Source organism: Nocardia sp. NPDC059229 (genome assembly GCF_042754165.1).
In the GTDB taxonomy this organism is placed as follows: Bacteria; Actinomycetota; Actinomycetes; order Mycobacteriales; family Mycobacteriaceae; genus Nocardia.
The window spans coordinates 1-23,530 of record NZ_JBHZAK010000016.1 but is presented as its reverse complement, the minus strand read 5'-3'; the positions used below and the strand labels follow the sequence as shown (position 1 = coordinate 23,530).

Annotated in this window: 22 protein-coding genes and 4 pseudogenes; 11 read left to right on the top strand and 15 right to left on the bottom strand. The window is 64.8% G+C overall.

Features of this window, described 5'->3' with window-relative positions; all coding sequences use genetic code 11:
• Nucleotides 1–45 precede the first annotated feature (45 nt).
• The gene (locus ACFXHE_RS30840; protein ID WP_379387933.1) at nucleotides 46–219 is read left to right on the top strand and encodes a CsbD family protein; all 174 of its coding nucleotides are present in this window, start codon (nucleotides 46–48) and stop codon (nucleotides 217–219) included.
• 107 nt (nucleotides 220–326) lie between these two features.
• Here the strand turns inward: ACFXHE_RS30840 and ACFXHE_RS30835 are convergent, their stop codons facing one another.
• The 3 genes from ACFXHE_RS30835 to ACFXHE_RS30825 form a co-directional block, all read right to left on the bottom strand.
• On the bottom strand, nucleotides 327–1,535 hold the full coding sequence (locus ACFXHE_RS30835) for an AI-2E family transporter (protein ID WP_379387932.1): 1,209 nt from the start codon (nucleotides 1,533–1,535) through the stop codon (nucleotides 327–329).
• The gene (locus tag ACFXHE_RS30830; protein ID WP_379387931.1) at nucleotides 1,532–2,020 is read right to left on the bottom strand and encodes a hypothetical protein; all 489 of its coding nucleotides are present in this window, start codon (nucleotides 2,018–2,020) and stop codon (nucleotides 1,532–1,534) included. The genes ACFXHE_RS30835 and ACFXHE_RS30830 overlap by 4 nt, the downstream gene beginning before the upstream one ends.
• A gap of 245 nt (nucleotides 2,021–2,265) precedes the next feature.
• The gene (locus ACFXHE_RS30825) at nucleotides 2,266–3,045 is read right to left on the bottom strand and encodes a DUF1206 domain-containing protein (RefSeq protein ID WP_379387930.1); all 780 of its coding nucleotides are present in this window, start codon (nucleotides 3,043–3,045) and stop codon (nucleotides 2,266–2,268) included.
• Here ACFXHE_RS30825 and ACFXHE_RS30820 point away from each other — a divergent pair.
• A complete protein-coding gene (locus ACFXHE_RS30820) occupies nucleotides 2,987–3,157 on the top strand; it encodes a hypothetical protein (protein ID WP_379388211.1) in 171 nt (56 codons plus the stop codon). The genes ACFXHE_RS30825 and ACFXHE_RS30820 overlap by 59 nt on opposite strands.
• A gap of 215 nt (nucleotides 3,158–3,372) precedes the next feature.
• On the opposite strand, the gene ACFXHE_RS30815 is transcribed toward ACFXHE_RS30820, so the two are convergent.
• The gene (locus ACFXHE_RS30815) at nucleotides 3,373–3,678 is read right to left on the bottom strand and encodes a hypothetical protein (RefSeq protein WP_379387929.1); all 306 of its coding nucleotides are present in this window, start codon (nucleotides 3,676–3,678) and stop codon (nucleotides 3,373–3,375) included.
• Between the two features lie 250 nt (nucleotides 3,679–3,928).
• On the opposite strand from ACFXHE_RS30815, the pseudogene ACFXHE_RS30810 reads away from it, so the two are divergent.
• From ACFXHE_RS30810 to ACFXHE_RS30800, 3 genes and pseudogenes are all read left to right on the top strand, one after another.
• Nucleotides 3,929–4,090 (top strand): annotated as a pseudogene (locus tag ACFXHE_RS30810) (phosphatidylinositol mannoside acyltransferase); the annotation flags it as partial.
• Nucleotides 4,091–4,301: 211 nt separating this feature from the next.
• Nucleotides 4,302–4,742, top strand: coding sequence for a DUF5994 family protein (locus ACFXHE_RS30805; RefSeq protein ID WP_379387928.1), 441 nt, complete (start codon nucleotides 4,302–4,304; stop codon nucleotides 4,740–4,742).
• Complete coding sequence (locus tag ACFXHE_RS30800; protein WP_379387927.1) at nucleotides 4,739–5,188, top strand: DUF5994 family protein; 450 nt, start codon at nucleotides 4,739–4,741, stop codon at nucleotides 5,186–5,188. The genes ACFXHE_RS30805 and ACFXHE_RS30800 overlap by 4 nt, the downstream gene beginning before the upstream one ends.
• Before the next feature lie 75 nt (nucleotides 5,189–5,263).
• Here ACFXHE_RS30800 and ACFXHE_RS30795 read toward each other — a convergent pair.
• Nucleotides 5,264–5,753: pseudogene (locus ACFXHE_RS30795) on the bottom strand (hypothetical protein).
• A 279-nt stretch (nucleotides 5,754–6,032) separates the two neighbouring features.
• Between ACFXHE_RS30795 and ACFXHE_RS30790 the strand changes: the two are divergent.
• Nucleotides 6,033–6,518 carry a hypothetical protein gene (locus ACFXHE_RS30790; RefSeq protein ID WP_379387926.1) on the top strand — a complete coding sequence of 162 codons (486 nt, stop codon included), beginning with the start codon at nucleotides 6,033–6,035 and terminating at the stop codon, nucleotides 6,516–6,518.
• A 94-nt stretch (nucleotides 6,519–6,612) separates the two neighbouring features.
• On the opposite strand, the gene ACFXHE_RS30785 is transcribed toward ACFXHE_RS30790, so the two are convergent.
• Nucleotides 6,613–6,810: a hypothetical protein gene (locus ACFXHE_RS30785; RefSeq protein ID WP_379387925.1), complete on the bottom strand. Its 198-nt coding sequence runs from the start codon at nucleotides 6,808–6,810 to the stop codon at nucleotides 6,613–6,615.
• A 35-nt stretch (nucleotides 6,811–6,845) separates the two neighbouring features.
• On the opposite strand from ACFXHE_RS30785, the gene ACFXHE_RS30780 reads away from it, so the two are divergent.
• Nucleotides 6,846–8,126 (top strand): ATP-binding protein, encoded by a 1,281-nt coding sequence (locus tag ACFXHE_RS30780; protein ID WP_379387924.1) that lies wholly within the window; start codon nucleotides 6,846–6,848, stop codon nucleotides 8,124–8,126.
• Here the strand turns inward: ACFXHE_RS30780 and ACFXHE_RS30775 are convergent.
• The 5 genes from ACFXHE_RS30775 to ACFXHE_RS30755 all read right to left on the bottom strand — a co-directional run bounded on the left by ACFXHE_RS30775 (nucleotide 8,086) and on the right by ACFXHE_RS30755 (nucleotide 14,962).
• Nucleotides 8,086–8,379: a hypothetical protein gene (locus ACFXHE_RS30775; RefSeq protein ID WP_379387923.1), complete on the bottom strand. Its 294-nt coding sequence runs from the start codon at nucleotides 8,377–8,379 to the stop codon at nucleotides 8,086–8,088. The genes ACFXHE_RS30780 and ACFXHE_RS30775 overlap by 41 nt on opposite strands.
• A gap of 203 nt (nucleotides 8,380–8,582) precedes the next feature.
• Nucleotides 8,583–12,095 (bottom strand): indolepyruvate ferredoxin oxidoreductase family protein, encoded by a 3,513-nt coding sequence (locus tag ACFXHE_RS30770; RefSeq protein WP_379387922.1) that lies wholly within the window; start codon nucleotides 12,093–12,095, stop codon nucleotides 8,583–8,585.
• Nucleotides 12,092–13,723: an FAD-dependent monooxygenase gene (locus tag ACFXHE_RS30765; protein WP_379387921.1), complete on the bottom strand. Its 1,632-nt coding sequence runs from the start codon at nucleotides 13,721–13,723 to the stop codon at nucleotides 12,092–12,094. The genes ACFXHE_RS30770 and ACFXHE_RS30765 overlap by 4 nt, the downstream gene beginning before the upstream one ends.
• 23 nt (nucleotides 13,724–13,746) lie before the next feature.
• On the bottom strand, nucleotides 13,747–14,331 hold the full coding sequence (locus ACFXHE_RS30760; protein WP_379387920.1) for a VOC family protein: 585 nt from the start codon (nucleotides 14,329–14,331) through the stop codon (nucleotides 13,747–13,749).
• Nucleotides 14,332–14,449: 118 nt separating this feature from the next.
• Nucleotides 14,450–14,962: a TetR/AcrR family transcriptional regulator gene (locus tag ACFXHE_RS30755; protein WP_379387919.1), complete on the bottom strand. Its 513-nt coding sequence runs from the start codon at nucleotides 14,960–14,962 to the stop codon at nucleotides 14,450–14,452.
• Nucleotides 14,963–15,135: 173 nt separating this feature from the next.
• On the opposite strand from ACFXHE_RS30755, the gene ACFXHE_RS30750 reads away from it, so the two are divergent.
• The 3 genes and pseudogenes from ACFXHE_RS30750 to ACFXHE_RS30740 form a co-directional block, all read left to right on the top strand.
• Nucleotides 15,136–16,002: a fumarylacetoacetate hydrolase family protein gene (locus ACFXHE_RS30750; protein ID WP_379387918.1), complete on the top strand. Its 867-nt coding sequence runs from the start codon at nucleotides 15,136–15,138 to the stop codon at nucleotides 16,000–16,002.
• A gap of 215 nt (nucleotides 16,003–16,217) precedes the next feature.
• Nucleotides 16,218–17,867 carry an AMP-binding protein gene (locus ACFXHE_RS30745; RefSeq protein WP_379388197.1) on the top strand — a complete coding sequence of 550 codons (1,650 nt, stop codon included), beginning with the start codon at nucleotides 16,218–16,220 and terminating at the stop codon, nucleotides 17,865–17,867.
• 91 nt (nucleotides 17,868–17,958) lie between these two features.
• Nucleotides 17,959–18,598 (top strand): annotated as a pseudogene (locus ACFXHE_RS30740) (3-carboxyethylcatechol 2,3-dioxygenase); the annotation flags it as partial.
• Nucleotides 18,599–18,716: 118 nt separating this feature from the next.
• Here the strand turns inward: ACFXHE_RS30740 and ACFXHE_RS30735 are convergent.
• A complete protein-coding gene (locus ACFXHE_RS30735) occupies nucleotides 18,717–19,277 on the bottom strand; it encodes a TetR/AcrR family transcriptional regulator (RefSeq protein WP_379387917.1) in 561 nt (186 codons plus the stop codon).
• Nucleotides 19,278–19,379: 102 nt separating this feature from the next.
• On the opposite strand from ACFXHE_RS30735, the gene ACFXHE_RS30730 reads away from it, so the two are divergent.
• Nucleotides 19,380–19,814, top strand: coding sequence for a DoxX family protein (locus ACFXHE_RS30730; RefSeq protein WP_379387916.1), 435 nt, complete (start codon nucleotides 19,380–19,382; stop codon nucleotides 19,812–19,814).
• Between the two features lie 393 nt (nucleotides 19,815–20,207).
• Here ACFXHE_RS30730 and ACFXHE_RS30725 read toward each other — a convergent pair whose 3' ends face one another.
• The 3 genes and pseudogenes from ACFXHE_RS30725 to ACFXHE_RS30715 form a co-directional block, all read right to left on the bottom strand.
• Nucleotides 20,208–20,831, bottom strand: coding sequence for a TetR/AcrR family transcriptional regulator (locus tag ACFXHE_RS30725; protein WP_379388196.1), 624 nt, complete (start codon nucleotides 20,829–20,831; stop codon nucleotides 20,208–20,210).
• Between the two features lie 53 nt (nucleotides 20,832–20,884).
• Complete coding sequence (locus ACFXHE_RS30720) at nucleotides 20,885–22,297, bottom strand: wax ester/triacylglycerol synthase family O-acyltransferase (protein WP_379387915.1); 1,413 nt, start codon at nucleotides 22,295–22,297, stop codon at nucleotides 20,885–20,887.
• Between the two features lie 322 nt (nucleotides 22,298–22,619).
• A pseudogene (locus ACFXHE_RS30715) lies at nucleotides 22,620–22,874 on the bottom strand (transposase); the annotation flags it as partial.
• Between the last annotated feature and the right edge of the window lie 656 nt (nucleotides 22,875–23,530).

Sequence of the window (23,530 nt, the reverse complement as noted above, 5' to 3'; positions counted from 1 at the left end):
GCTGGAAATAGCAGGCCGGCACCTTCGAACAAAGGGGCCGCAATCATGGGCACTGCAGACAAGGCGAAGAACAAAGCCGAGGAACTCGCCGGTAAGGCCAAGGAGAAGTACGGCAAGGCCACCGACGACAAGGGTAAGCAGAGCGAGGGCAAGGCCGATCAGGTCAAGTCCAACCTCAAGGACGCGGGCGAGAAGGTCAAGGACGCCTTCCGCCACTGACCAGGCGCTGGCCAGCGTCGATCGCGAGCGGATGACCAGGCGAGGTCATCCGCTCGACCCGCGCCGGTTCCCGTTGTCCGCCGGCCTATTGAGCCGGACACCGATAGCTAGCGCTCGTCCAGAGACGGCAATACCGTTTCACTGATGATCAGCAGTACCGCTGCGGCGACCGGGATGGCGAGCAGGGCACCGACGATCCCGAGCAACGCGCCACCGAGCAGAACCGACACCACCGTCACGATCGCCGGCACCCGGACCGTTCTGCCGATGATTCTGGGCACGAGTACGTAGTCCTCGAACAACCGCAGGACGATGAAGAAGATGACGGTGGCCACCGTGACGGGCAGGGATACGGTGAGCGCGACCAGGGCCACGATGATCCCTGCGATGGTGGAACCCACCACCGGGATCAAGTCGAGGACGGCGACCAGGATGGCCAGCAACAGCGGGTAGGGCACGTCGAAAATCAGCAGCCAGATGAAGGTCAACACCGCGGTTATCACCGAAATGACCAGATTCCCGAGGATGTAGCCGCCGACCTTCACAAAGATCTCGTCGCCGATCAGGATCGCTCGCGGTCGGCGCGAGCGCGGAAACAGCCGGTAGATCGAGGCGCGAACCTCTGCGAAATTGGCCATGAAGTAGCCGGTCAGCACAGCGACGATCACCGTGCCGCTGACGATGCTGAACACGAGGCGGCCCGCGCCGAGGACACCACCGGCCAGCTTCGAGGGATCGGACCCGACCCACTGCTGGACTTGGTCCTGGAGATGGAAACGAGTGTTGAGCGCGTCGATGAGTGGATATCGTTGCGCAAGATGGTTGACGTAGTCCGGAGCGTTGTGGACCAGCGCGCTGCCCTGGGTGACCAGCGGAGGTATCGCGGCCGCGAGGAACCCGGCCAGCAATCCGATCGCGACCACGAATACCACGGTCACGGCCGCCCATCGCGGAAACCAAGGCCGAACCAGCCACGACACGACAGGTTCCAGACCTATTGCAAGGAACAGCGCGATGGTGATCAAGACCAGCACTTGACTGGCGGCGATCACTACTTGGATCGCGCCGTAGGTCACCGCGACCCCGGCAGCGCCTGCCATGCCGACCATGAACGGCGATCGCGGATCGAATCGCCGCCCGGGCTTGCCCAGCGGGTTCTGCGTCGTGCTGGCCCGCGCCGCCGCCGCTTCCGCGGCAATGATCGGTCCGCCTTCGTCGGCGGTGTGGGGTTGCGCGACCAGATCATCGTGGCCCTGTTGCGGCCCGTCAGTGGTATGGCGCTCCTCGGTTCGGCCTCGGTCGTTGTCTTCGTTCATGGCGTGGATCCGCGGGGTTGCGCGAATGCGGCGGAGCAATCGTGCCCGTCGGCGGAAAGGGGCATACCCTCGCTCGTCAGTCGAAAAGCATCGACAAGGTCGCCGATGCCCAAGCATGCGGCGATCCGTTGTCGGGTGGCACCGGTGCCGTGACGATGCAGGGCGGTCAGCAAGTGTCGAGTGACGGCGGTGTCGTCGGCTTCCTCGACTCCATCGACAGGCAGCACCGCCAGTTTGCAGTCGTTGGCCAGACTCCCGCATGCGGTGCTCAAATCCGTCCGCAGCGCCGCGATGTTCGTGTGCCCCAGGGTGACCGCTTCGACTCGGACCGGTTTCGGTCCGGGTTCGAATCGGGCCGAATCGTCGGCCCCGAGATTGGCCCGCAGCCAGCTCAGCACCTCATCGGCCCGAGGAAGCGGCGCGCCGTCGACATCATCGACCAGCAGAAACGCTTCTTCGAAACCCACCGTGAGTGCCTGCCGCATCGCAACCGCCCTCTTCCTCGACCTATGCCAACTCGACATACCCAGACGCCGGTCTCGGAAACAGCGGCTCACCGTCCGATCGGCAACCTACGGGCTGGGTTTCGGAACGTTGCAGTTGGTGACCTTGGGGTTGACTCCCGCATAGTTCAAGGGCCCGGCGATCACCGTGACCGCGATGGTTCCCACACTTGCGCGAGCAATAAGGTCGGCGCGCTCGAGCCATTGTCGCTGCGACTGGTATCCGACTACATCTTGGTATACCGGGCCATAGCGAAGCTGTAGAGGCCGTAGGTGATGATGCCCAGGCCCGACACAATGAGGAGGGCCGTTCCGTAGGGTTGAGCCCCCACGGTTCTGAAGGCGCCGTCGAGTCCGGCGGCTTTGTCCGGCTCGGATCGACTCACGGCGAGGATCACCAGCAACCCGACCGCGGCGATGGCCAGCCCTTTGGCGATGTATCCGACCGTGCCCAACCTTCGTACGAGGTCGCTGGTGGCGCCCTCGAGGTCCTCGAGGAAGTTCCGGCTCACTCCTTTGTAGACGTGGTAGCCGCCGATCGCGATGATGATCAGCCCGCCCGCGATAAGGGCGATCGTGCCGGCGGTGGTTTGCATCATGCGGGCGGTGATCCCCATGCTCTGGCCGCTGCTGGACTTGCCGCTGCCGCGGGCGAATCCGAACGCGGAGAGGGCGAAGGCAAAATAGACCACCGCCAGCCCAGCCGCCTTGACGCGATCGATCGCTTCGGATTTCTTACTGTCGGCGGCGGGTTCGGACGAGCTGCCGAGTGCCGTTTCGGCGAGCCGCCACAGCGCCATCAGCCCGAATGCGACGACACACACCCACAGGGCGATGACGCCGCCCGGCTTGGCGGCCAGTTCCGCCATGGCTCCGGATTGGTCGGCGGTGCCGGCTGCGCCGCCGAGGGCGATCCGGATGGCGATGTAGCCGATGATCAGGTGCACGATGCCGCTTACGACGAAGCCCGCGCGGGCTGATCGTTCGAAGACACTGTTCTGGGCCACCCGGCCCGCGACCGAGGACGAGTTGTCGAACGACGCCGACGACGATCCGCCGGTCGACGGAGAGGACGGATTGTTGTCGGGCAATGGTCTCGCCTCGTATTGGTGGTGGTGAGAGCTCTGCTCGAGGTGCGACGAGCGGCGTGTGTGGGAGCGGGGTCCCGAGGCCGACTGTGCGGCCGGGGGCGTCTCCGGGAACTCACCCGATATCGGTAGTCACAGGCGGTCCGTCGTGCGGTTTCGCCAGCTGTCAGCGTAGCTCCGCCTTCCCCACTGGTGGTAGATGCGGGGCCGGATCAGCCCGGGCGTCCGATCGCCCATTTTCCCAGTTCAGGGGTAGTCGAGCGGCGTTAGGTTAGAGGGGGTCAGGGGCGCCGACGCGAACCCGCCCGAGTAGATTCGCTCCTCGGTCAGCCCGGGCTCCCACACCTTGCGGACACGCTGACCGGTGGCGTCGCACACGTAGTGTGCGGAACTCCCGCCGCCGAGTTCGAAGCGATAGAGGCTGTTCCCGTAGTCCCAGTGCAAATCCGGCTCGATCAGCGCACCGGTCACCCGGCGTAGGTGGGTCGTATTGCCGTGTGCGTCATAGCGATACGCTTCCGGCACGGCTTCCGATCCGGCCAACGTCGTCACGCTGAGTCGGTTGCTGAAGGTGAAAGGATCTGCGGTGCTATCGGTTTCGATCGAGCTGCGTTCGGCGTAGTGATCACCCGGCCGTCGGAAATCGCGGTCTACAACGATGCCGTCGCCATGCTGGCTGGCCTGGCCGTTCAGGGGTCCCGGTAGTAATCGCGCGAAAACAACAACAATGGCTTGACCCGCAGCAATGGCGGGCTTTCCGTTCGGGCTGCGGGTTGGCGCTGTTGGTGCTTGGCCGGGTGGGCCGATCGATATCGCTCGCGGAGTGCAGCACACGACTCAGGCGCTGGCCGACCGGTTCGCCAACAGTATCGCCGCGCACCCGGCCGACTGGCACATGCTGCAACCGGTGTGGACCACCGACCGGCTCGTCCACGGGCACGCTCGCAGCAATCCGTCACGCTGACCCGGCGGCCGAACCCCGCTCGCTGTCCCCGCCAGGTGCGCACCGGTTCGGGCGGGCGGGCTCGTCCGCCGCTGCCCGTGCCGCCTCGCGCGGTGTGCACCGGCGTGTAGGCTCGAACCATTCGGCGGCATCACGCGCGCTGACCAGCAGAGGTCGCGCCGTCCCCGAATTCGACATCCGGCCTTCTCAGAGGCCTCGGCAGGAGCGTCTGATGACGCCACAATCGATGAACGTGCCTTCGGCACCGCTTGGCCGCACACCCACTGACACCCCACGATTACGTCTGCGCCCGGACTCCGAAGCAAGCGGCTACATCGATGTGACCTGGTGGCCACGATCGAGCAACCTCGCTGTCGAGCTCCCGGATCTGATCACCGCACTCCGTCCGCGAGCAGGGCCGATAGGGCGCATCGTCTACGACCCGCACGCCTGGTCACCGACCGGCCGGCACCACCTAGTGGCCGACCGCACCATACGACTGGACCCGTATCCGTTCGAACTGTTCGGCACCATGTACATGTGCGGGACCGACGGCACCGTGATCGTGCTACAAGCCATCCCCTCGGCCACCGACCCGGCCCTGGCACACTCCGTGCTCGCGGCGGCTGGGCGACCTGCCCGGACCGAACCGGCCCGGGAGCGACGGTCATGAACCACGAACCCCGGTCACACCCCATCACCAACCACGCCGCGACAGGCGCCGCGACACTGTCTCCTGGCAACCGGCAGCCTTTCCCCATCCCGACCCGTACTCCCCGCCTGCTCCTGCGCCGCCGCGACGCCGGCCCGGCTCCGATCGATGGGGCTTGGTGGCCACGGACACCGAACCTCACCAGCGAACTGCACGACCTGATCAGCGCGCTCACCCCACGACTGGGCGCCCTCACCCGGATCGGATTCGCCTGGAACACGATCAGCCTCATACAACGCCGCATCGATCACGACGACGACGCGCACACCCACGGCCCACAACCCGATCAACCACCCGATGTCATGCGACTGTTCGGCACCAACGGCAGCAGCCTGACCCTGTTGGTCGTCCCCTCCGACACCGACCTGCGCCTCGCCGGCGAGCGAATGAGACAAACAATCGCATGACCTCCCACTGCTACCGCTGAAAAAGGCTGGTGCTTCTCCCGGGGGACCCACCAACCAGACTCGCACTGGTCCGCCTCACGGGGGTAGTCCGTCTGGCCCCATTGGTACCCGGATCACGCCAGCTGTAAGTACCTGCAGCACTTGCCAATCCAGTTCCAACTCACCGACAACCGGATGCCGCGGCCGCTTGCGGCCGCCCGCCAGCGTGCGCACGCCGTGCCCGGCCCACCAGCGTTGGAAGTCTGTGTCGCGCACCGACAACTCCCCCACCAGACGCGCGAGCTGTGGATCGCCGAGCGTCCGCGCGGCGGCCATCCGCAAACAGTCGACGGCCTCGGCGGCGACCTGGTCCCAGTTCCAAGAAGAGCGCGGCCGCTCCGGCATTCCACGCCAGAATGTCGGAGCGTGGACCCAGCACCAGCGCGGGGGCTGTGAGGGCCGCGAGCAGATCTCGCAGCGGCGCACCGACTTCGGGCTCGGCGGCCCGCAATCCCCGGCCATAGCGCCCCCTCGGCTGTATCGACCTGGCCCAGCGAAAGGCCAAGACTTCCCTGCTCTTTCGCATGCCCACGGCGACGCTGGGTGAGATCTCCCGTCCCGACGGCAGCGGAGGGCTGCGAATACAGCCCTGATCAGGTCATATATTGAACTTCGCTCTGCGGATTTTCGGCGAGTTCTACCGGGACCCCCGGATGGCGTCGATCTGGTCCTGATGACCGCGGTAGCTGCGGTGTTTCCAGGTCGGCGTTGATAGGCGAGACCCGGGAAATGGGGGGATTCGCGGCGGAGAGGTCGTCGTTACGCTCCGTGAAACTGAAATGATTTAGTTTCACAAGGGGTTCGAATGAAGTTCAAGCGAATCAGCCTGATGCTGAGCACATTTGCCGCAGTCGCGGTCACTGTCCTGGGCAGCCCGCTCGCTTCGGCGGATATCTCGAAAGTGGATATCGAGCTCGGCCAGGGCGGGTTGTTCCACTCGTGGCAGGTGCTCGCCGAGATCAGTCCGTGCACCACCGCCACGATCACCTTCACCGACAATGGGCAGCCGCTGCACGGCAGTCCGGTGCCGGCGAGCTGCACCGACGGCCCCGCCTTCGGGGTCGCCTATGCCGGCTTCACTCCGACGACCCTCGGAATCCATCACATCGTTGTGTCGCAACTGAATTCGGATGGATCGGTCGAGAGCTCCAAGGCGCAGGACGTGAACGTCACCTACCTGCCCTGCCCGAGCACCGGCAGCGCCGCAACGCTGATCTGCAACCTCCCGCCCTATAGCATCCCCGGTACCGGTTCCGGGTCCGGCTCAGGGACCGCCGGCACCCCCTCCTGACCACCCGAGAACAGATAGGGGCGTGAGGAACAGACCCGCGAAACGTCACACTGAGCGCCGGAGCGCTCCTCTCGCTCACCTTCCATCTGTAGGCCTACAGCGTTGACATCGGGATTTGCTCGGCGTGTACTGAGAACATCAACAGATCCGAGGGATCGTCGTGATCGTCATCGTCGGGCTCGTCATCCTCATCGTCGCCGTACTCATCGGCGTCGCGGGAGTCCCGGCATGCAGACCCAGCCGGCCTCGATGCCTGGCTCGGACCGCTGGGCTCGACCTTCCAGTCGACCACCCTGAGCACCTCACGGGGGGCGGATAGGCAGATCTATGCCGGTATGGCGACTACGCGAGTTCCGTGACGATGATCTGGATCAGGGGATCCAGATCTGGGAGCAGAGCCGTGTGCCTACTGCGGACGAGCCGGTGTTCGCGCTGGCGGAGGTGATGGCGGCCGCGCGAGCTGGAGAGTCGGCGGTGGTCGCCGAGGTCGGTGACGAAATGGTCGGGATGGCGGTCGCCCAGATCCATGGCGAGCGGGCCTGGGTCCTGCTGGTGGCGCTGGCGGCGCGGTGGCGGCGGCGCGGTATCGGTAGCGCACTGCTTGCCGAACTGGAGCGGCGGCTGCGGTCGAACGGCGTGCGGCGGATCTGCACCCTCGTCCCTGAAGGCGCCACCGGATCTGCGGCGTTCGAGAATTCCGGGTACTTGCGCCGGACGGGTCTCGTCTACTACGAGCTGCTGGAACCACTGGCACCCGCGCAGGCCACCCTGCTGACCGAACTGGGCGGGCGGCTGCTTCCACCGGGACTGTGGCAGTCGATGGCCGGGATGGCCCGGGAGAAGGAGATCATCGAACGCCGGGTCGTGTTGCCTTTGGCGAATCCCGATGTGGCCGAGCGCTATCGGGTCTTGCCGCCCAAGAGCGTTATCCTGTTCGGGCCACCGGGGACCGGAAAGACCAGTTTCGCGAAAGCGGTCGCGTCCCGACTTGGTTGGCCGTTTGTCGAATTGTTTCCCTCCCGGCTGGCCGCCGCGGCGACGGGTGGACTCGCGGCCTCGCTGCGCGAGGTATTCGCCGACCTGGCCGAACTCGACGAGCTGCTGCTGTTCATCGATGAGGTGGAGGAGATCGCAGGCACGCGTTCGGGTACGGCGACAAGCCCTGCGCACGGAGTCACCAACGAGCTGCTCAAGCTGATACCGACGTTCCGCGAGGACTACAGTCGCCTGCTGATCTGCGCGACGAACTCGGTCCGCTCATTGGACTCGGCATTCCTGCGACCCGGTCGATTCGACTACGTGATTCCGATCGGCCCTCCGGACGCACCGGCACGGAACGCGATCTGGCGACGATATCTCGGCCCCGCCGCCGAGACCATCGACCTCGACCGTTTGGTGTGCGCCACAGCGCAATTCACCCCCGCTGACATTGAATACGCAGCTCGTGCAGGCGCACAGTCCGCGTTCGAACGCGCAGTGCGCGACAGCACAGACGCACCCGCGACCACCGAGGACTACCTGATCGCGGTCGCCAATACCCGCCCGACCCTGACACCGGAAATCCTGATCACGTTCGAGCAGGACCAGCGGGACTACACCCGGCTGTGAGACAGTGTGCCCCAGCCTGATTCATGTTGGCCTCGGCGGACGCGCAGGTGGAGTGGTTCTGCAGGGCGATGCCCGAGGCGACCAGCGAATTGCCGATGGTGAAGAAGTCGTGTGTGTTGTCGGCGCGGGTGCCGGTGGCGGCGATGGCCTTCGGGAAGTCGTCGACCCCGCGGAACATTTCGTCGGGCAGATCACCGACCTGCTTCCCGACCGCGTCGACCCGACCCTGCCGTGGGTGGGCTTCGTTATGCACGGAGAAGATCCTGGCGCGAACGGCCACATCGACGAGATCGACAGTCTGCGTGCGTCTCTCACGTCGCTATGGACAATGGTCGCGGCCGTCGGATACGCACCGAGTCAGTCGCCCCGGCTCCCTCGAACCGGCGAGGGAGCACGGAGCGCGCGGGGCGGTCATCTGGCGACGTTTCCGGACCTCCACAGCATCCGGGAGAATCCTTACGTTGCGCCTACCGGGCGTCGGATCGCCCTATAGCCGTCCAGCAGCTCTTCGACCACGGCGCGATAGCGAGCGATGTTGTCCAGTTTGATCGACTCGTAGCCGCGCACCATGTCCGGCAGGTCAGCGATCTCGACTGCCAGGGAATGATTTTCGGGTCGTAGGTCAGCAATGAGCTGTTCGAGCAGCGCACGGTACTCCTCGACGAGGGCGCGTTCCTGCTTGCGCACGCCGGCGAGGCCGAAGGGGTCGAAGGGGGTGCCTCGGAGCCGTCTCAGGCTCATCAGGATGCGGTATATCGGACGGAACCATGGTCCGAGCTCCAGCTTGTTTCTCATACCCAGCGCCCTGAGGATCGGCGGGTGCAGCCGGTATGAGACGCGGGCGTCGGGACCGAACTGCGCCGCCGCTGCCGCGGCGACCTCCGGGTCGAGGGACAGTCTGGCCACCTCGTATTCGTCCTTGTAGGCCATGAGCTTGTACAGATTGCGCGCAACGGATTCCGACAGTGCCGTGGACCCGGGAACCGATCGGGATTCAGCCTCCCGGATTCGGTCCACGAATTCGAGGTATCGCTTGGCGTACGAAAGACTCTGGTACTCGACGAGATCCGGCACGCGGATGGTGAGTAGCCTCGCCAGTTCCGTCGCCGTATCACCTGTCACAGCTGCGATCAGCTCACGAATCCGATTCGGGACAGGCCGATTCCGTTCGGCGGTTAGGGACTGCCCTGTCACTGCGGCCGCGAACGCGGCAGGGTCCGCTACCGCCATGCGGCCGTACCGGAAGGCGGCGATGTTCGCGGCGACATCGATTCCGTTGAGAGTGATCGCGCCCTCGACAGCGGATGCGGTCAGTGGCAGCGATCCTGTCTGCAGGGCCGCGCCGACGAGCAGGATGTTGGCGTACTGGTCGCCGGCCAACAGCGCTGTGGCCGCCTGGCGGGCGTCCAGGAAGACGGCGTCGCGGGTCGCTGCGCGCAACGCGCTTTCGATCGGACCCGGTGCGGGATACTGCACGGTCGGATCGATGACCATCTGCCCGGTCGGCACCTCGCTGGTCGAGACCACCGCGACTGTGCGGTCCGGATGCGCCGCAACGAGATATCTGCTGTCCGCGGCGACGAGAAGGTCACAGCCGAGGTAGAGGTCGCATTCCTCGTCAGCTGCCTTGCTCGCTTGTTCCAATGGCTCGGCCGTGATCTTGATATCCGACACCACGGCGCCGCCCTTCTGGGCGAGCCCGGTCTGATCGAGTGCGCGAACGTGCAGCCCGGACAAGGAAGCCGCGGTGCTGAGCACTTGTGCGACGGTGACGACGCCGGTTCCGCCTACACCGGTGATGCGCATGGTGAACGCACTCTCGAGGGTTATGTCGGGATCCGGGAACACGGTGGAGTCAACCGTAGAGCTCACGGTCCGGCGAGGCTTCTTCCCCGCGGGCACAACAGTGAGGAACGAGGGGCAGTCCCCGGCCAGACACGAAAGATCCTTGTTGCACGACGACTGGTCGATCGTGGTCTTCCGACCGAACTCGGTAGAGATCGGCTGCACAGAAAGGCAGTTGGATTTCTGGCCGCAGTCACCACAGCCCTCGCACACACGCTCGTTGATCATCACGCGCTGGACGGGTTCGGGTGCGAGCCCGCGTTTTCGCTTACGCCGCAGCTCGGTCGCGCACTCCTGATCGTGGATCAGTAGTGTGACGCCTCGGACCTCGGCCAGCACTTGCTGCGCCTCGATCAACCGGTCGCGCGGCCAGACCTCCACTCCCCTGGGCAGTCTCGTCCTGCGATAGCGGCCGATGTCATCAGCGGTAATGATGATTCGGGCGATGCCTTCAGCGTTCATCGCCTCACAGATCGCGGGAATCGACATGCCCCCGACCGCTTGTTGCCCACCGGTCATCGCGACGGCGGAGTTGTAGAGCAGTTTGTAGGTGATGTCGACGCCGGCAGCGATGGCCGCCCGGATCGCCAAACTGCCCGAATGGTGAAACGTTCCGTCACCGAGGTTTTGGATCAGATGATCCCGTTCGAGGAAAGGGGCCATGCCGATCCACTGTGCACCCTCGCCGCCCATCTGGGTCATCCCAGCCACATCACCTACCTGGGCCGCATCCATCAGTGTGACCATGGCGTGGCAGCCGATTCCGGCTCCCACGGTTGCCCCGGCAGGAATCTTGGTCGAGACATTGTGCGGGCAGCCCGAACAGAAGTACGGGGTTCGGGTCACCAACGGCAAGGAGATCGCGCCGCGCCGCGGACGTGCCCGTGCGAGCCACGCGCCGACAGCGCCGACATCTCCGATGGCCGACAGCCGCAATGCCAGTCTGGCGGCCACGATGTCCGGGTCCAGTTCCCCGTCGAGCGGGAAAAGCGTTGCACCGCCGGGCATCCGTTTGCCGGACACCGTCGGCGCGCCATCGCGCCCGTACAACAAATCCTTGACCGCGGTCTCGACGAACGGGCGCTTCTCCTCGACCACGATGATCTCGCCCAGTCCGTCGGCGAAGGTCTCGATGATCGTCGGTTCCAGGGGATGGATCATTCCCAGGTGCAATAGCCGGACACCGGATCGAGTCAGCTCGTCGTCGTCGAGTCCGAGCATGCGAAGCGCTTGGCGGACGTCGAGAAACGTCTTACCGGCAGCGATGATTCCGATCCGGTCATCGGGCCCGCTGTGCGTGATGCGGTTGAGGTCGTTCATGGCGGCGTAGCGCCGAGCTATCTCGAGGCGGGCACCATCGCGGCTGCGCTCCAGCACACCGAGCGTCGGCTGTAGCATCCGGGCAGTCACCTCATGCCGGTACCTGCTGCCATCCACCGTGAGATCAGGTGTCACAGGCCGGACACGGTCCGGGTCCAGCTCCACGGTGCCGGATCCGTCGGCGACATTGGTCACGACCTTCATTGCGACCCAGAGGCCGCACGCACGTGACATGGCGATTCCGTGTAAGCCCAAGTCCAATGCCTGCTGCGGATCGGCCGGATACAGGATCGGCAGTCCGAGATCTGCAAGCAGCAACTCCGAAGCGCCCGGCACGGATGACGATTTCGCCGCCGGGTCATCGCCAACGAGTGCCAGGACCCCTCCGTCGGGGTGGGTGCCCATGATGTTGCTGTGCCGGATCGCGTCCGATGCGCGATCCAGACCCGGCGACTTGCCGTACCAAATCGCGCTGATGCCATCGACTCGCTTGTCCGGCTGCATCGCCGCGAGCTGCGTCCCCTGGACAGCGGTCGCTGCCAGTTCCTCGTTCACACCGGGCCGAAACACGACATCGTGTTCTGCGAGCAGGTTCGCATTCCTTGCCAACTCGGTGTCGTAGCCGGCCAGGGGTGAGCCTTCGTAGCCGGAGATGAAGCAGGCGGTCCGGTGCCCAGCGCGCTCATCGGCTCGCCGCGCATCCAGAGGCAATCGGGCCAACGCTTGGATGCCGGTGAGGTGGACGGTGCCGCGCTCAGCGACGTAACGGTCTCGAGGAGATACCGGTGCGGGTCTGTCGGTCATTTCCCGCACGTCCTTGCCAGCACCGCGTCGAACGCAGCGGCCAATTCCTTGTCCGGAGTCTTCGATTCATCCGTTGCGAGCCAGGCGATGTGACCGTCCGGGCGCACCAAAATCGCACCGGCGGCGGGAATTCCACACGGCGCGGGCCCGTCGAAGTCGAAATCCCGTCCGGCGATGAACGCTCGTGCGGGAACCGATCCCGCTGCCTCGGTGAGCGCGTCGGCCCAGCCGGCGCCGTCATGTCCGGCGATCAGGATGAAACCAGGCTGAACCAGATCGAGCGTCGAGGCTCGCACGCCATCTCGCCGGATCCAGTCGTGCGGCAGCCGCCCGCCGGGTATCGCTTTCGTGACCGGGTCTCCCGCTACAGCCGGATCACTGTGTGTCGCATAGATATAGCCGATCTCGAGCTCCAGATGGTCGAAGTGCGGACGCTGTTCGGGCACGGCTGCAGCCAGCCGCGCCCGCTCCGCCGTGGCGATGGCAACGTCTGCACTCTCCAGTCGCGCCGCGACTTCGAGAGTACTGGGCCCGATGCCGGCGTCGGCCATCTTGACTGCGTTGACGACGCTGCTCTGCGCATTGGCCAACGCGATGGGACGGCGCTCGGCGCCATATGTCTCGAGTAGTTCCTCCGGGGCCCAGCCGTTCAGAACTGCGGCCAGCTTCCAGCCGAGGTTGTCCGCATCGACGAGACCGGTGTTCATTCCCAGACCGCCGGTCGGCGGAAATTGGTGTGCAGCATCGCCGACCAGGAAGATTCGGCCCTTCCGATACTGCGCAGCTGTGCTCGCTCCCAGGATCCAACTGCCGACCGAGCGGACATCCACCTCGAGATCGGTGGCGCCCACACCCGCCCGAATCAGCTCGGCGCATCGCTGTGGGGTGTAGTCGGCGACGGTTTCAGTTGCCGGATCGAACCCGAAGTTGAAGGTCCAGCGGTTGCCTCCCATACGGATGAGTACGCCAGGACAGCCGGTATTGAGCACCCAGAACAGCAATGCGGGATCCCGATCGGCCCACTGGGTCAGGTCGGCGTGGAAGTAGACATTGATCTGCCGGCCGAATTCGGGAATGCCTTCGACCTCGATTCCCAGACCGCGACGGATAATCCCTGCTGCGCCGTCCGCTGCGACGAGGTAGTCAGCACGGAGTCTTGCGGCAACGCCGGATGTTTCGATCGATACCGCCACCGCGTCACCGAGGTCGTCGACCTGGGTCACCCTGGTGCCGAACTGGACCGAGGCCATGCCCTGTTCCTGCACGGCTTCGAGCAGTCGCTGCTGAACACGGTCCTGTGCGCACGACGCGATGGTTACCGGCGAAGACTCCAACCTGCGAGCCAACTGTTCGGGCGGTGAGTCAGCAAGGTCGATGCGCCCGAATTCCTCGCCCGCAACAGTGTGTTTCCAGACGAAGCTCAGCCCGCAGTTCAGATCGACAGCATCCGTGACAATTCCGTCGAAGACACCCCAATTACGTAGTAACTCCATGGATCTGGTGTTCACGACGTGTGCTCGCGGATGCGGATTGATGCCATCGAACTGCTCGCATACGGTGCTGCGGATCCCGTGCATGCCGAGCACATACGCGGTCGCCAGCCCGACAGGTCCGGCGCCGACGATCACGACAGGGGTTTGGGCGTCAATGTTCACGGCCGCTTCACCAGATCCGCGAAAGGCTCGCCCGACTCGAACCGGGTGATCAGCTCTTCAGGGTCGAAGTCGACACCGATGGGATTCGTGATGAAGGCATCGGATTCGAAGAACGCCTGTGTCTCGGCGTCGGTTTCGAAGCTGTCGATCTGCAACTCGATCTGGTTGCCATCGGGATCCTGATAGTACATCGACATGGTCGGCCCGTGGTTCACGCACCAGAAGGGCTCCACCGCACCGGATTTCAGGCGTCGATAGGTGCCGAGCAGATCACCGAGCGAGGAATAGGTGAAGGCGACGTGATGAAGGCCGGTATGCGCATCGGTCGGCGGCTGCGAGGCTCCGGTCGCGATGAAAGCAACCCGGTGGTGCTCATCGTCGTAGGTCATGAAGGCCAGCATGTCGTTGGCGAAGGCGACGTGGCCCTCGAGAACCCGCACATACCAATCGGTCATCCTCTGAAGCTGGTTGGTTCGCAGCACGACGTGAGCGAGCTTGGCTGGTGACGCCATCGTTGGCACCTCCGAAATGGGGAGATCAGATCTCTTGACTGTGGTGCAAGACACCGTAGCCACGCTCATGACTGTCAGTCAAGAGACTTGTCAGACGTCGAGGCCAACAGCGGTAGATCAGCGATTCGGCGACCAGAGATCGGCGAGAAAAGCCTGTGCTACATACGAACCCGGTCCGGCAAAAAGGTCAGGGACGGACCTTCGCAGCCGCCGTCGCCACCAGCGAGTCGGCGATCAGGTCGATCAAGTCACCCGTCGGGCGATCGAGACGACGCATGCTGACGAGAATCCCCTCGAAGAGCACATGCGCAGCGTCAGCGATCAACCCAACGTCCGCACCGGTGGGCAGGCGGTTGGCGATCGCCGCGAACAGCCGCTGCTCCAGCCAGCGCTGAATCTCCTCGTAGGCGGCACGAATGGATTCGGACTCCTCCATACGCTCATAGGCTTCGCGATGCAGACCCCGGTACGGCTGCACGGCATCGAGCAGCCCCACCAGCTCGTCGCGCGGATCGCCGGCAATGCTCGGATCCGACTCGATCTGGTCACGCGCGGTTGCGAAGATCGAGGTCACGGCCGCCGCGAACAGATCGTCCTTCGTCGGGAAGTACCACAGCACCGCTGCCGAGGCGAGCCCTGCGGCGCGCCCGACCGCAGCGATGCTGGTACCCCGATATCCGTTGGCTGCGAAGAGCTCCACCGCATGCTCGATGACGGCGGCCTGTCGCTCAGCCTTCGGGATCTGCTGTCGGTTCCTGGGCATAGCGCGAGCTTACTGCGCCGAGCGGGCAGCTCTTGACCGCGAGTCAAGCTTGCTCTTAACTGATAATCAAGAGCGGCGACGCGGCCGCCTTGGATCGCGGAGGTTCCAGAATGCGTCTCTACGCCACCACCGTCGGCATTGCCAGGGAAGACCAATCCGGACGTCTTTCCCTGCTCGACCTGCCCTATCGGGATATCGGCGAGCTACTCGCCCGTGCAGATCTCATCGAAGCACGCAATGCCGTCGCCCGTGCCGAATTGCCATTGGCCGAGGCAACGCTACGAGCGCCGGTGGGCCGTCCCGGCAAGGTGATCATCGTCGGATTGAACTACCCGAGCCATGCCGAGGAAGCGTTGGCGGCGTTCGCAGCACTCGGACGCACCGATATCGAACTGCCCTCGGAACCGAACATGCAGATCGCAGCCGGTTCCTCGGTGGCCGACCCGAACGGTGCGATCGTCCTTCCAGCTGTCGCCGCCGACGAAGTCGACTACGAGGGCGAGCTCGCCGTCATTATCGGCTGTGCCGCGACAGCGGTGACCGTCGAGCAGGCGTGGGCGCACGTCGCCGGCCTGACCATCGCGAATGACGTCTCTGCGCGTGACATTCAACGCCGCGCTATGACGGGCGACCCCGTGGCATCGATCGGCGTGGCGAAGAGCTTCGACACCTTTCTCCCGCTGGGACCGTGCCTGGTCACCGCCGACGAGTTCGATCCAAGCCCCGACCTCGCGATCCGGACTCGGGTGAACGGCGAACTGCGTCAGGACGATCGGACCAACAGCTTCATCCATACGATTCCGGCGCTGATCGCGCATCTATCGAAGTACCAGACTCTGCAGCCGGGCGACGTGATCTGCACCGGTACACCGCGTGGAGCCGGCATGTTCTCCGGGCAGTTCCTGAGGACCGGCGACCTGGTGGAAGTCGAGGTCGAACGTATCGGTGTGCTGAGCAACCGGGTGGTTTCAGCATGAGCGACACACTCGGACCACCGTCAGCCGCGGCAATCCTGACCGAAAAGGGCCTTCCCACAACGACATACGAGCTGATTCGGTGGTCCGCTCAGCGCCATCCGGAACGGCCCGCGCTGCACCTGCTGCCAGGCGGTGATCGATGGGGGGAGCCGGCCACCTGGACCTACCGCGAGTTGTTGGAGCGAGTCACATAGACCGCGAATCTCTATACCGCGCTGGGGCTGGAGCCCGGCGGCGTCGTCGGATTACTCCTCCCCAGCACCGGCGCGACCTACGCCGCCCTGTTCGGCGCCCAGGCCGTCGGCATCGCGAACCCCGTCAATCCCATGCTGGCAACCGAGCACATCATCGAGATCATGCGCCTCACCGGTGTTCGCATCCTCGTCGCACCCTCACCCGAACTCGACGCGGACGGTTGGCGGAAGGCGTGTTCGGTCGCGGAAGCACTGCCCGATTTGCAGGCGCTCATCTCGGTCGGTGGAACAACTCGCGCCGCGTCGCGCACCTGGGTGGGCGATTTCGATCAATTGGCCGCCACCCGGCCCGGCGATCAGCTGATCTGCGAACATCGGTGCGGGCCAACGGATATCGCGGCCTACTTCCATACCGGCGGCACCACAGGAATTCCGAAGGTCGCACCGCACACGGACGCGGGAGAGGTGTACGTCGCTTGGGCGCTCGGAGAGCACGAGGCGTTCGGCGGCAACACCGTCGTGTTGACCGGTCTGCCCCTGTTCCACGTGAATGCGATCCTGATCTCCACTCTGACTCCGGTACTGCGCGGCGGCACCATCGTTTCCCTCGGTGCGCTCGGTTTCCGAGACCGCACGGCCATGGCCGACTTCCGGCGCATTGTGCAGCGGTATCGGGTCACCACTTTCTCGGCCGTGCCGACTATCTACGGATCACTGCCGCCGATACCGGACGGCGTCGACGTTTCCAGTCTGCGAGCCGGAATCGTCGGGGCCGCACCGCTGCCCGGTCGAGTCCGCGCCGATTTCGAGGCGGGCACCGGAGTGCCGATGGTAGAGGGTTACGGCCTCACCGAGGGCACCTGCGCGAACACGTTTGCCCCCATCACCGGAGGGCGCGCCGGGTCGGTCGGGCGGGCGCTCCCCTGTCAGGAGCTGAAAGCGGTCCGGCTGGCAGCCGATGGACTTTCGTTCGACGACTGCGATACCGGGGAGCTCGGCGTACTGGCGATCAAGGGGCCCAGCGTGTTTCCGGGATATCTGCGCTCCGGTCCCACAGGTCCGCAGCCGGATCCTTCCGGAGTGATCATCGGCGAATGGCTGATCACCCGGGACCTGGGCCGAATCGACGCCGACGGCTTCGTCTACCTGACCGGCCGGGCAAAGGATGTCATCATTCGCGGCGGCCACAATATCGATCCCCGGCTGATCGAGGACACGCTGCTCGCACACCCCGACGTAGCCGAAGCAGCGGTTGTTCCGCGGCCGGACCCGCACTCGGGCGAAGTGCCGGCCGCGTACCTGGTGCTGCGCGCAGGAGCGGATCCCGATCCAGACGAACTTCGCGAGTGGGCGATCCAGCATGCGCCCGAGCCTGCAGCGGCTCCGAAGTTCCTCCATACCATCCCAGCAATTCCGGTCACCGCGGCCGGCAAGGTGAACAAGGTCGCCCTGCGGCATGACTCAGTGAATCGCGTTGTCCGGCAGGAACTTCAGGATGACGAACCGCTGGCCGAGATTTCGGTACAAGAGCGGGACGGCCGAGCACACGCCGAGATCCGGCTGCCCGCCGGTGTATCCATCCAACGCATTGATGCGCTTGCCGCCCGTCTGAACGCCTATTCGTTCTCCCACGAGCTTCGCGGGGCGGACGAAGCGGGGACTACCGAATGACCGGCTCGTCTCTGATCGATTCCACACACGACAGCCGTGCGGCCATCGACAAGGCGCCCGGCTTGGGCTCGACCGGATGGTCCCGCAACGGACTGTGTCGGCGCGGATGGCGGTCGACCACGGATTCGTGCAGCCCCTCGAGATTCTGTTCGGCGGAATCGACCGAATTCCGGTGGTACCGGTGTTCATCAACGGCGTCGCGGCCCCCTTCGGACCGCCACACCGAATCCGTTCGCTGGGAACAGCGTTGGGCGATGCTGCCCACGCTCTCGGCAAACGAATTCTGTTCATCGCGTCAGGCGGGCTGTCCCACGACCCCCCGGTGCCAACCCTCGCCAACGCTCCACAGCGGGTTACGGAGGCGCTCATCGAAGGCTATGAACCGACATCCACGCAGCGCGCCCGCAGCGAACATCGCGTGCTGGTGGCAGGCGTCAACTACGCGGCCGGATCACACTCGATGATTCCGATCAACCCACGCTGGGACCATCACGTCCTCGACACCTTCGAACGCGGCGAACTCGACGAGATCGACCACTGGACGACCGCATGGATGGGCGAGCAAGGGCGGCAGCTCCGAACACGAAGTCCGCACCTGGATCGCCGCATACGCGTCGCTCGCCGCAACCGGCTCCTACCGAATGACGACGCGATTCTATGAGCCGGTGCCCGAATGGATCGCCGGCTTCGCCGTCACCACGGCCATCAGCTGTGGCCATGTCTCACAATAGATTTCGGGATCGGACTTCTTGATTACGCCGGATGTCTCGTCTGGGCCCGATCGCAACAGGTAAGGCGCGCTTGCAGCGCGACGAGGCCTACTGCGGACCGCCTATGAGGTGCCTGGCTCTACTTGAGTTCAACAGCGGCGACCATGCGGCGGGCCAGTTCCTCGGGATCCTCGCCGCCGAGTTCCGAGTCGATGAGCGTGCCTGCGCGCCATAGGGCGGCCAAGCCGTGGACCAGGGACCATGCGGCGAGCTGCGCCGCCTTCTGGTCGGCCACCGGGTCGTCCAATTCGTCGACGCCGGTACGCAATTCACGACCGGATCCCTCATTGGCCGCGATCAGACGCTCGTCGTCCGTATCGAGGAGGTCGCGACGGAACATGATGTCGAAATGGCCGGGGTAGCGGCGGGCGAAGCGGATGTAGGCGACGGCCATCTCCCGGAAATCGCCTGCGGCGGAGTGCAGTTCCTGCTCGAGCAAGCCGTAGCCCTCGATGGCCAGTTCGGTGAACAAGCCCTGGCGGTTGCCGAAATGGTGGGCGGGAGCGGCGTGCGAGACGCCCGCGCGCTGAGCCAGGGCCCGCAGGGAGATCGAGTCGATCCCTTCGGTCGCTATCTGGTCGGCGGCGGCCTCGAGCAGCGTCGCCTTGAGGTCGCCGTGGTGGTACGTACTCTTGGGCATGCTTCGATGATCACCGAGGATCTTGTCGTTGACAAGTTACGTAACCCTACCTAATCTAGTCACTGTCAAGTTACTCTCGGCCATCGCTTCAGGAGCCCCTTCATGGCGCCGATCATTGCATTCCTCATCGTCACCTCCGTGGCTCGATTTGCGGGCTGGCTGGGCTTGGCCGGCTGGCTCGACTCGTGGTCGCACGCCGCCCGAATCGGTCTAGCCGCGATGTTCCTTCTCAGCGCCAGTGCCCACTTCTTGCAGCCGCGTCGCGACGCACTGATCGCTATGGTTCCCCCGCTGTTCCGCAATGCGGCCGCGATGGTTTCATTGACCGGCGTGCTCGAGATCGCCGGCGCCACCGGCCTTTTGATTCCGTTGTTCGCACCGGCGGCCGCGATCTCCCTGGCGGTGCTTCTGGTCGTGATGTTCCCGGCGAATGTCCGTGCGGCGCATACCGGCGAGGGCATCCACACCATGCCGTTGCCGGTACGCACCCTGGTGCAGGTCGTGTTCATCGGCGCCTGTGTAGTCGCGGTGTTCTGACCGCTCACAGTGGTCGCGGACCAGGTTCTTCTGCGCACCGGCACGGGTGTCGAATCGCTCGTCTGCTCGATGAGGGCATCGAGCGACAAGCTCAGCAGCCTGGGCGGTGCGGTAACCGATCTCCGGTTGCGTCCTCGATGCATCCGGTGCGGAACTTCTCGTCCACGACGCGTAGCCCCTCCGGCACCCCGTCATCGGCGCCGCTGTCGGTCGCCGGTCTGTGATTGCTCGGCACGTTCGTGTCTCGTCGGTGGCGGGGTGTCGGGTGATTCAGAGATGGTCGTGTCCAGAGTGGATATGGGGTGAGGCTTTTCGGTCTCTGCGGCGCGCCAGTGCACGCTCGCACGGCGAGACCGTCGTGCCCCGCGGCTTAGCGCTTTTGAGGACGCGGAGTCACTCGGTCGACTGCAGCGGTACGGACGACAATCCGCCCCAGCACAGGGCGATCACCGCCGCTATGGCGTCGGCCTTCGGGACAACACGGCCGGTGTCGAGCCAGTACTGCGCGGCGAATTGGCTGGCGCCGACCAGCCCGGCGGCGAGCATGCGAGATCGGTACGGGCTCAATCCGGAATCGTGCGCGACGACAGTGGAGACGGCTGTCACGCAGTCGTCTGTTGCGCGTCCGACTCGCCATCGTACCGAGGGCTCGCTCGGTACGTTGGAATCGAAGACCAGCCGAAACCCTTGCGTCTCATGGTCGACAAAGTCGAAGTAAGCCTGGATCGCGGCGCGGACCCGGTCCCGATTCGCGGTGGTCGAGCGTAGTGCCCGCTGCACCCCGTCGGTCAATGCGTCGATGTGGTGCTGCAACACCGCCAGATAAAGCTCCAGCTTGCCCGAAAATTCCTTGTACAGAATCGGTTTGCTCCAGCCCGCACGATGAGCGATCTCATCCATCGTGGCCGCGTGAAAGCCGCGTGCGACGAAGACCTCGGTCGCTGCTGTCAAGGCGCGTCGTCGCCGCAGCGCACGCCTGGCACGTACGACGAATTTGCCGGACTGCCGCGACGGCATCGTCGGTTCGTAATCGATAGGTTCGGCGGTCATTTCCTGCTCCGTTTGGTCGGTCAGGCTTGGAGTTCGGCCAGTGCGTCCTCGAGATCGCGAGCGATTTCCCAGACGTCGGGAACGGTGTCGGGGCAGGCGAGAATTCCGAAGTCGAGGTGTCCGTCGTAGGACATGACAGTGATGTTCAGGCAGCCCGACAGCTCGGTGAGCACCGAGACGGGGTGGCTCGAGAGCACGCGGATTCCATTGAGGTACAACGGTATCTGTGGCCCGGGCACGTTCGAGACGAGCAGGTTGACCAGAGGGAGAGTGGACGCAGCCGCTCGCAGCACAACTCGGGTGGGCATGCCGTGTAGCAGTGGTGTCAGCAGTGTGGTGACCTCGTGCAGCAGGTTCGATGACTGGGTGCGGAATCGCTGCTTGGCGACAAGCATATTGTCCCGCAACAGTTTCACTCGATGGCGAGGGTCGGTCTCGGAGATCGGCAACGTGGTGAGCATGAGTGAAAACTGGTTTCCCGCAGTACCGAACAGCTCGGGCGTGCGCACCGATACGGGAATGGCGGCCAGCAGCGGTCGGTCGGTGGCGAAGCCCCGGTCGCGCATCCAGCTCCGCAACGCGGTGGTGCACAAGGCCATCACGACATCGTTGACCGTCCCATCAACGCTGTTCTTGATTGTTTTCACCGCGTCCAGGGGCAGCGATGTGTATGCGACGCTACGGGCGCTGGTGAGGGGACCGTTGAACGGTACGTCGGGGTGCTTGGTGCGTAGATCATCGGCGGAACGCAGCAGCGTCGGCACGGCGCGCACGGCGGCGCGGAATCGGGTTGCCGGTCGAGTGAGCGCGTTCGGGAGGCTGCGCGCGAGCATTTCGACGGTCGACGGTGTCCGGCCGCGACGTACCTCCCGTGTCGACGGCAGTGCGGCAGAGGGTGTTTCGCAGATATCAAATATTGCGGCCATGATCTCGGCGGCGGATACGCCGTCGATCACCGCATGGTGCACCTTCGTATATACGGCCTGCCGCCCGCCCGAAAGTCCGGACACGAGGTGGCATTCCCACAACGGACGCGACCGGTCGAGCGGCTGACCATGGCGGCGCGCGACGTAGTCAGCAAGCTCTCGATCATCCGCACCGTCGGGCAGCCGGATATCCCGGACGTGGTATTTCAGGTCGATCTCCGCACAGTCCTCCCAGTACGGCAGGTCCAATCCGAACGGGACTGTACGCACCCGGCGGCGTAGCGGCGCGACGAGGGGCAGCCGCTCTGCGAAAAGCCTTCGCAGAGCTTCGGAATCGAGCGGGCCATTCGGCGCCGAGGCGGAGTCGAGCAGCGTAATCGCGCCGATATGCAGTGGCGTAGTGGACGTTTCGGTATCGAGCAGGTGCAGATCGAGCGGATCAAGCTGTCTCACATGGCCGATGGCGCGTGCGGTCGAGATGGCGGTGCGGGTGTGCTGGTGGACCACGGATTCCTCCCGGGTCGTGTCGGTGCCGGACGCGGCCACTGGCACGCAGGGGCATGCCAACAGCTCACAGCGTCGATCCCGGACGTCTGGTGATTCCGTGCATCGCGGCACGGAGCGCAACACCGTGTCGGCGCTGACAGGCTCGAACGGTGAAGCCCTCGATCTAGAGGGGTGAACGCGAGTGTAGTGTCAGCCGGCACCTCACGGTCTTGATCGACCGTTACGTCTCGTTAATTGTGTGCGAACAGTAAACACTGATCACACGTCCAAGAACTCTGGTCCGCAAGGTCGTACGCGGAGTACAGCCATCGTTGGGCTACGGTCAAGTCCCAGGACGTGGTGTAGTCCGGGTGGTCACCGAATGATCCGAGATGCGGTCACCGGTGAGTTCTGCGGGTGCGGTGTCCTCCCGATCGTCGGTGGCCGTGAGCCCGCGGGAGCGGGCCAGGACATCCACGCCCAGATAGCGGCGTCCCTAGATCCATTCATCGTGCTGCTCGGCCAGTACGGCCCCGACCAGGCGGATGATCGAACCGCGGTCGGGGAAGATGCCGACGACGTCGGTGCGGCGGCGGATCGGCCAACGCGTCGAGCATCCGACAAGGCGAGCGCGGAAATCTGGGTAGGGCCTTGGTGCTGGTCGATATCGTGCCGCAGCCGAACCGATTGCGGCTAGATCCTCGACGAGGGCATCCGGTGAACAGTCGCCGGCGCCACCTGGCTATTGCCCAGGATCGCTGACAGCGTTGCCCCACCCACCGGCGCGCCTCTCAGCCCTTGTCGACCGGTGCCTCTACTGGGCGGGGCGGCAAAAATAGGTATGTCGTGGGTAGTTCTGCCGTCGCGGGCAGCGCCCTCCGCGATAGAGGCTCGACAGTGACAGCGCAGGCAAGAACTGGCGAGGATTCCGATGTTCGACCACAAGCCGGAAAACCCACGACACGTCAACGACCCCTCCGGGCGCCACGGCGGCGCGACCCTGATGATCAGGCGTTGCACCGACTGTGCAACGTTGGTCGCGCCAATGACCAATGCCTGCTCATCGTGCCGAGCCACGACCCTGGACTGGGTACCCTCCACGGGCACCGGGTCGATCGTGTCGTGGAAAGTGGCACACCACCCCTCGAACACCGGAACGTGGGAGCAGTCCACGGTCGCCATCGTCGAACTCGACGACGGCCCCTGGATCTACTCCACCATCGACGGTGAACTCCCACCACCCTCGGACCAACC

Excerpts from the sequence above, each read along its gene's own strand:
- ACFXHE_RS30820 (WP_379388211.1), top strand. The coding sequence starts at position 2,987 with ATGCCGCTTACGACGAAGCCCGCGCGGGCTGATCGTTCGAAGACACTG.
- ACFXHE_RS30780 (WP_379387924.1), top strand. The coding sequence starts at position 6,846 with ATGCCGGTATGGCGACTACGCGAGTTCCGTGACGATGATCTGGATCAG.
- ACFXHE_RS30805 (WP_379387928.1), top strand. The coding sequence starts at position 4,302 with ATGACGCCACAATCGATGAACGTGCCTTCGGCACCGCTTGGCCGCACA.
- ACFXHE_RS30800 (WP_379387927.1), top strand. The coding sequence starts at position 4,739 with ATGAACCACGAACCCCGGTCACACCCCATCACCAACCACGCCGCGACA.
- ACFXHE_RS30835 (WP_379387932.1), bottom strand. The coding sequence starts at position 1,535 with ATGAACGAAGACAACGACCGAGGCCGAACCGAGGAGCGCCATACCACT.
- ACFXHE_RS30840 (WP_379387933.1), top strand. The coding sequence starts at position 46 with ATGGGCACTGCAGACAAGGCGAAGAACAAAGCCGAGGAACTCGCCGGT.
- ACFXHE_RS30760 (WP_379387920.1), bottom strand. The coding sequence starts at position 14,331 with ATGAGCGTGGCTACGGTGTCTTGCACCACAGTCAAGAGATCTGATCTC.
- ACFXHE_RS30790 (WP_379387926.1), top strand. The coding sequence starts at position 6,033 with ATGAAGTTCAAGCGAATCAGCCTGATGCTGAGCACATTTGCCGCAGTC.
- ACFXHE_RS30770 (WP_379387922.1), bottom strand. The coding sequence starts at position 12,095 with ATGACCGACAGACCCGCACCGGTATCTCCTCGAGACCGTTACGTCGCT.
- ACFXHE_RS30725 (WP_379388196.1), bottom strand. The coding sequence starts at position 20,831 with ATGCCGTCGCGGCAGTCCGGCAAATTCGTCGTACGTGCCAGGCGTGCG.
- ACFXHE_RS30735 (WP_379387917.1), bottom strand. The coding sequence starts at position 19,277 with ATGCCCAAGAGTACGTACCACCACGGCGACCTCAAGGCGACGCTGCTC.
- ACFXHE_RS30830 (WP_379387931.1), bottom strand. The coding sequence starts at position 2,020 with ATGCGGCAGGCACTCACGGTGGGTTTCGAAGAAGCGTTTCTGCTGGTC.
- ACFXHE_RS30750 (WP_379387918.1), top strand. The coding sequence starts at position 15,136 with ATGCGTCTCTACGCCACCACCGTCGGCATTGCCAGGGAAGACCAATCC.
- ACFXHE_RS30730 (WP_379387916.1), top strand. The coding sequence starts at position 19,380 with ATGGCGCCGATCATTGCATTCCTCATCGTCACCTCCGTGGCTCGATTT.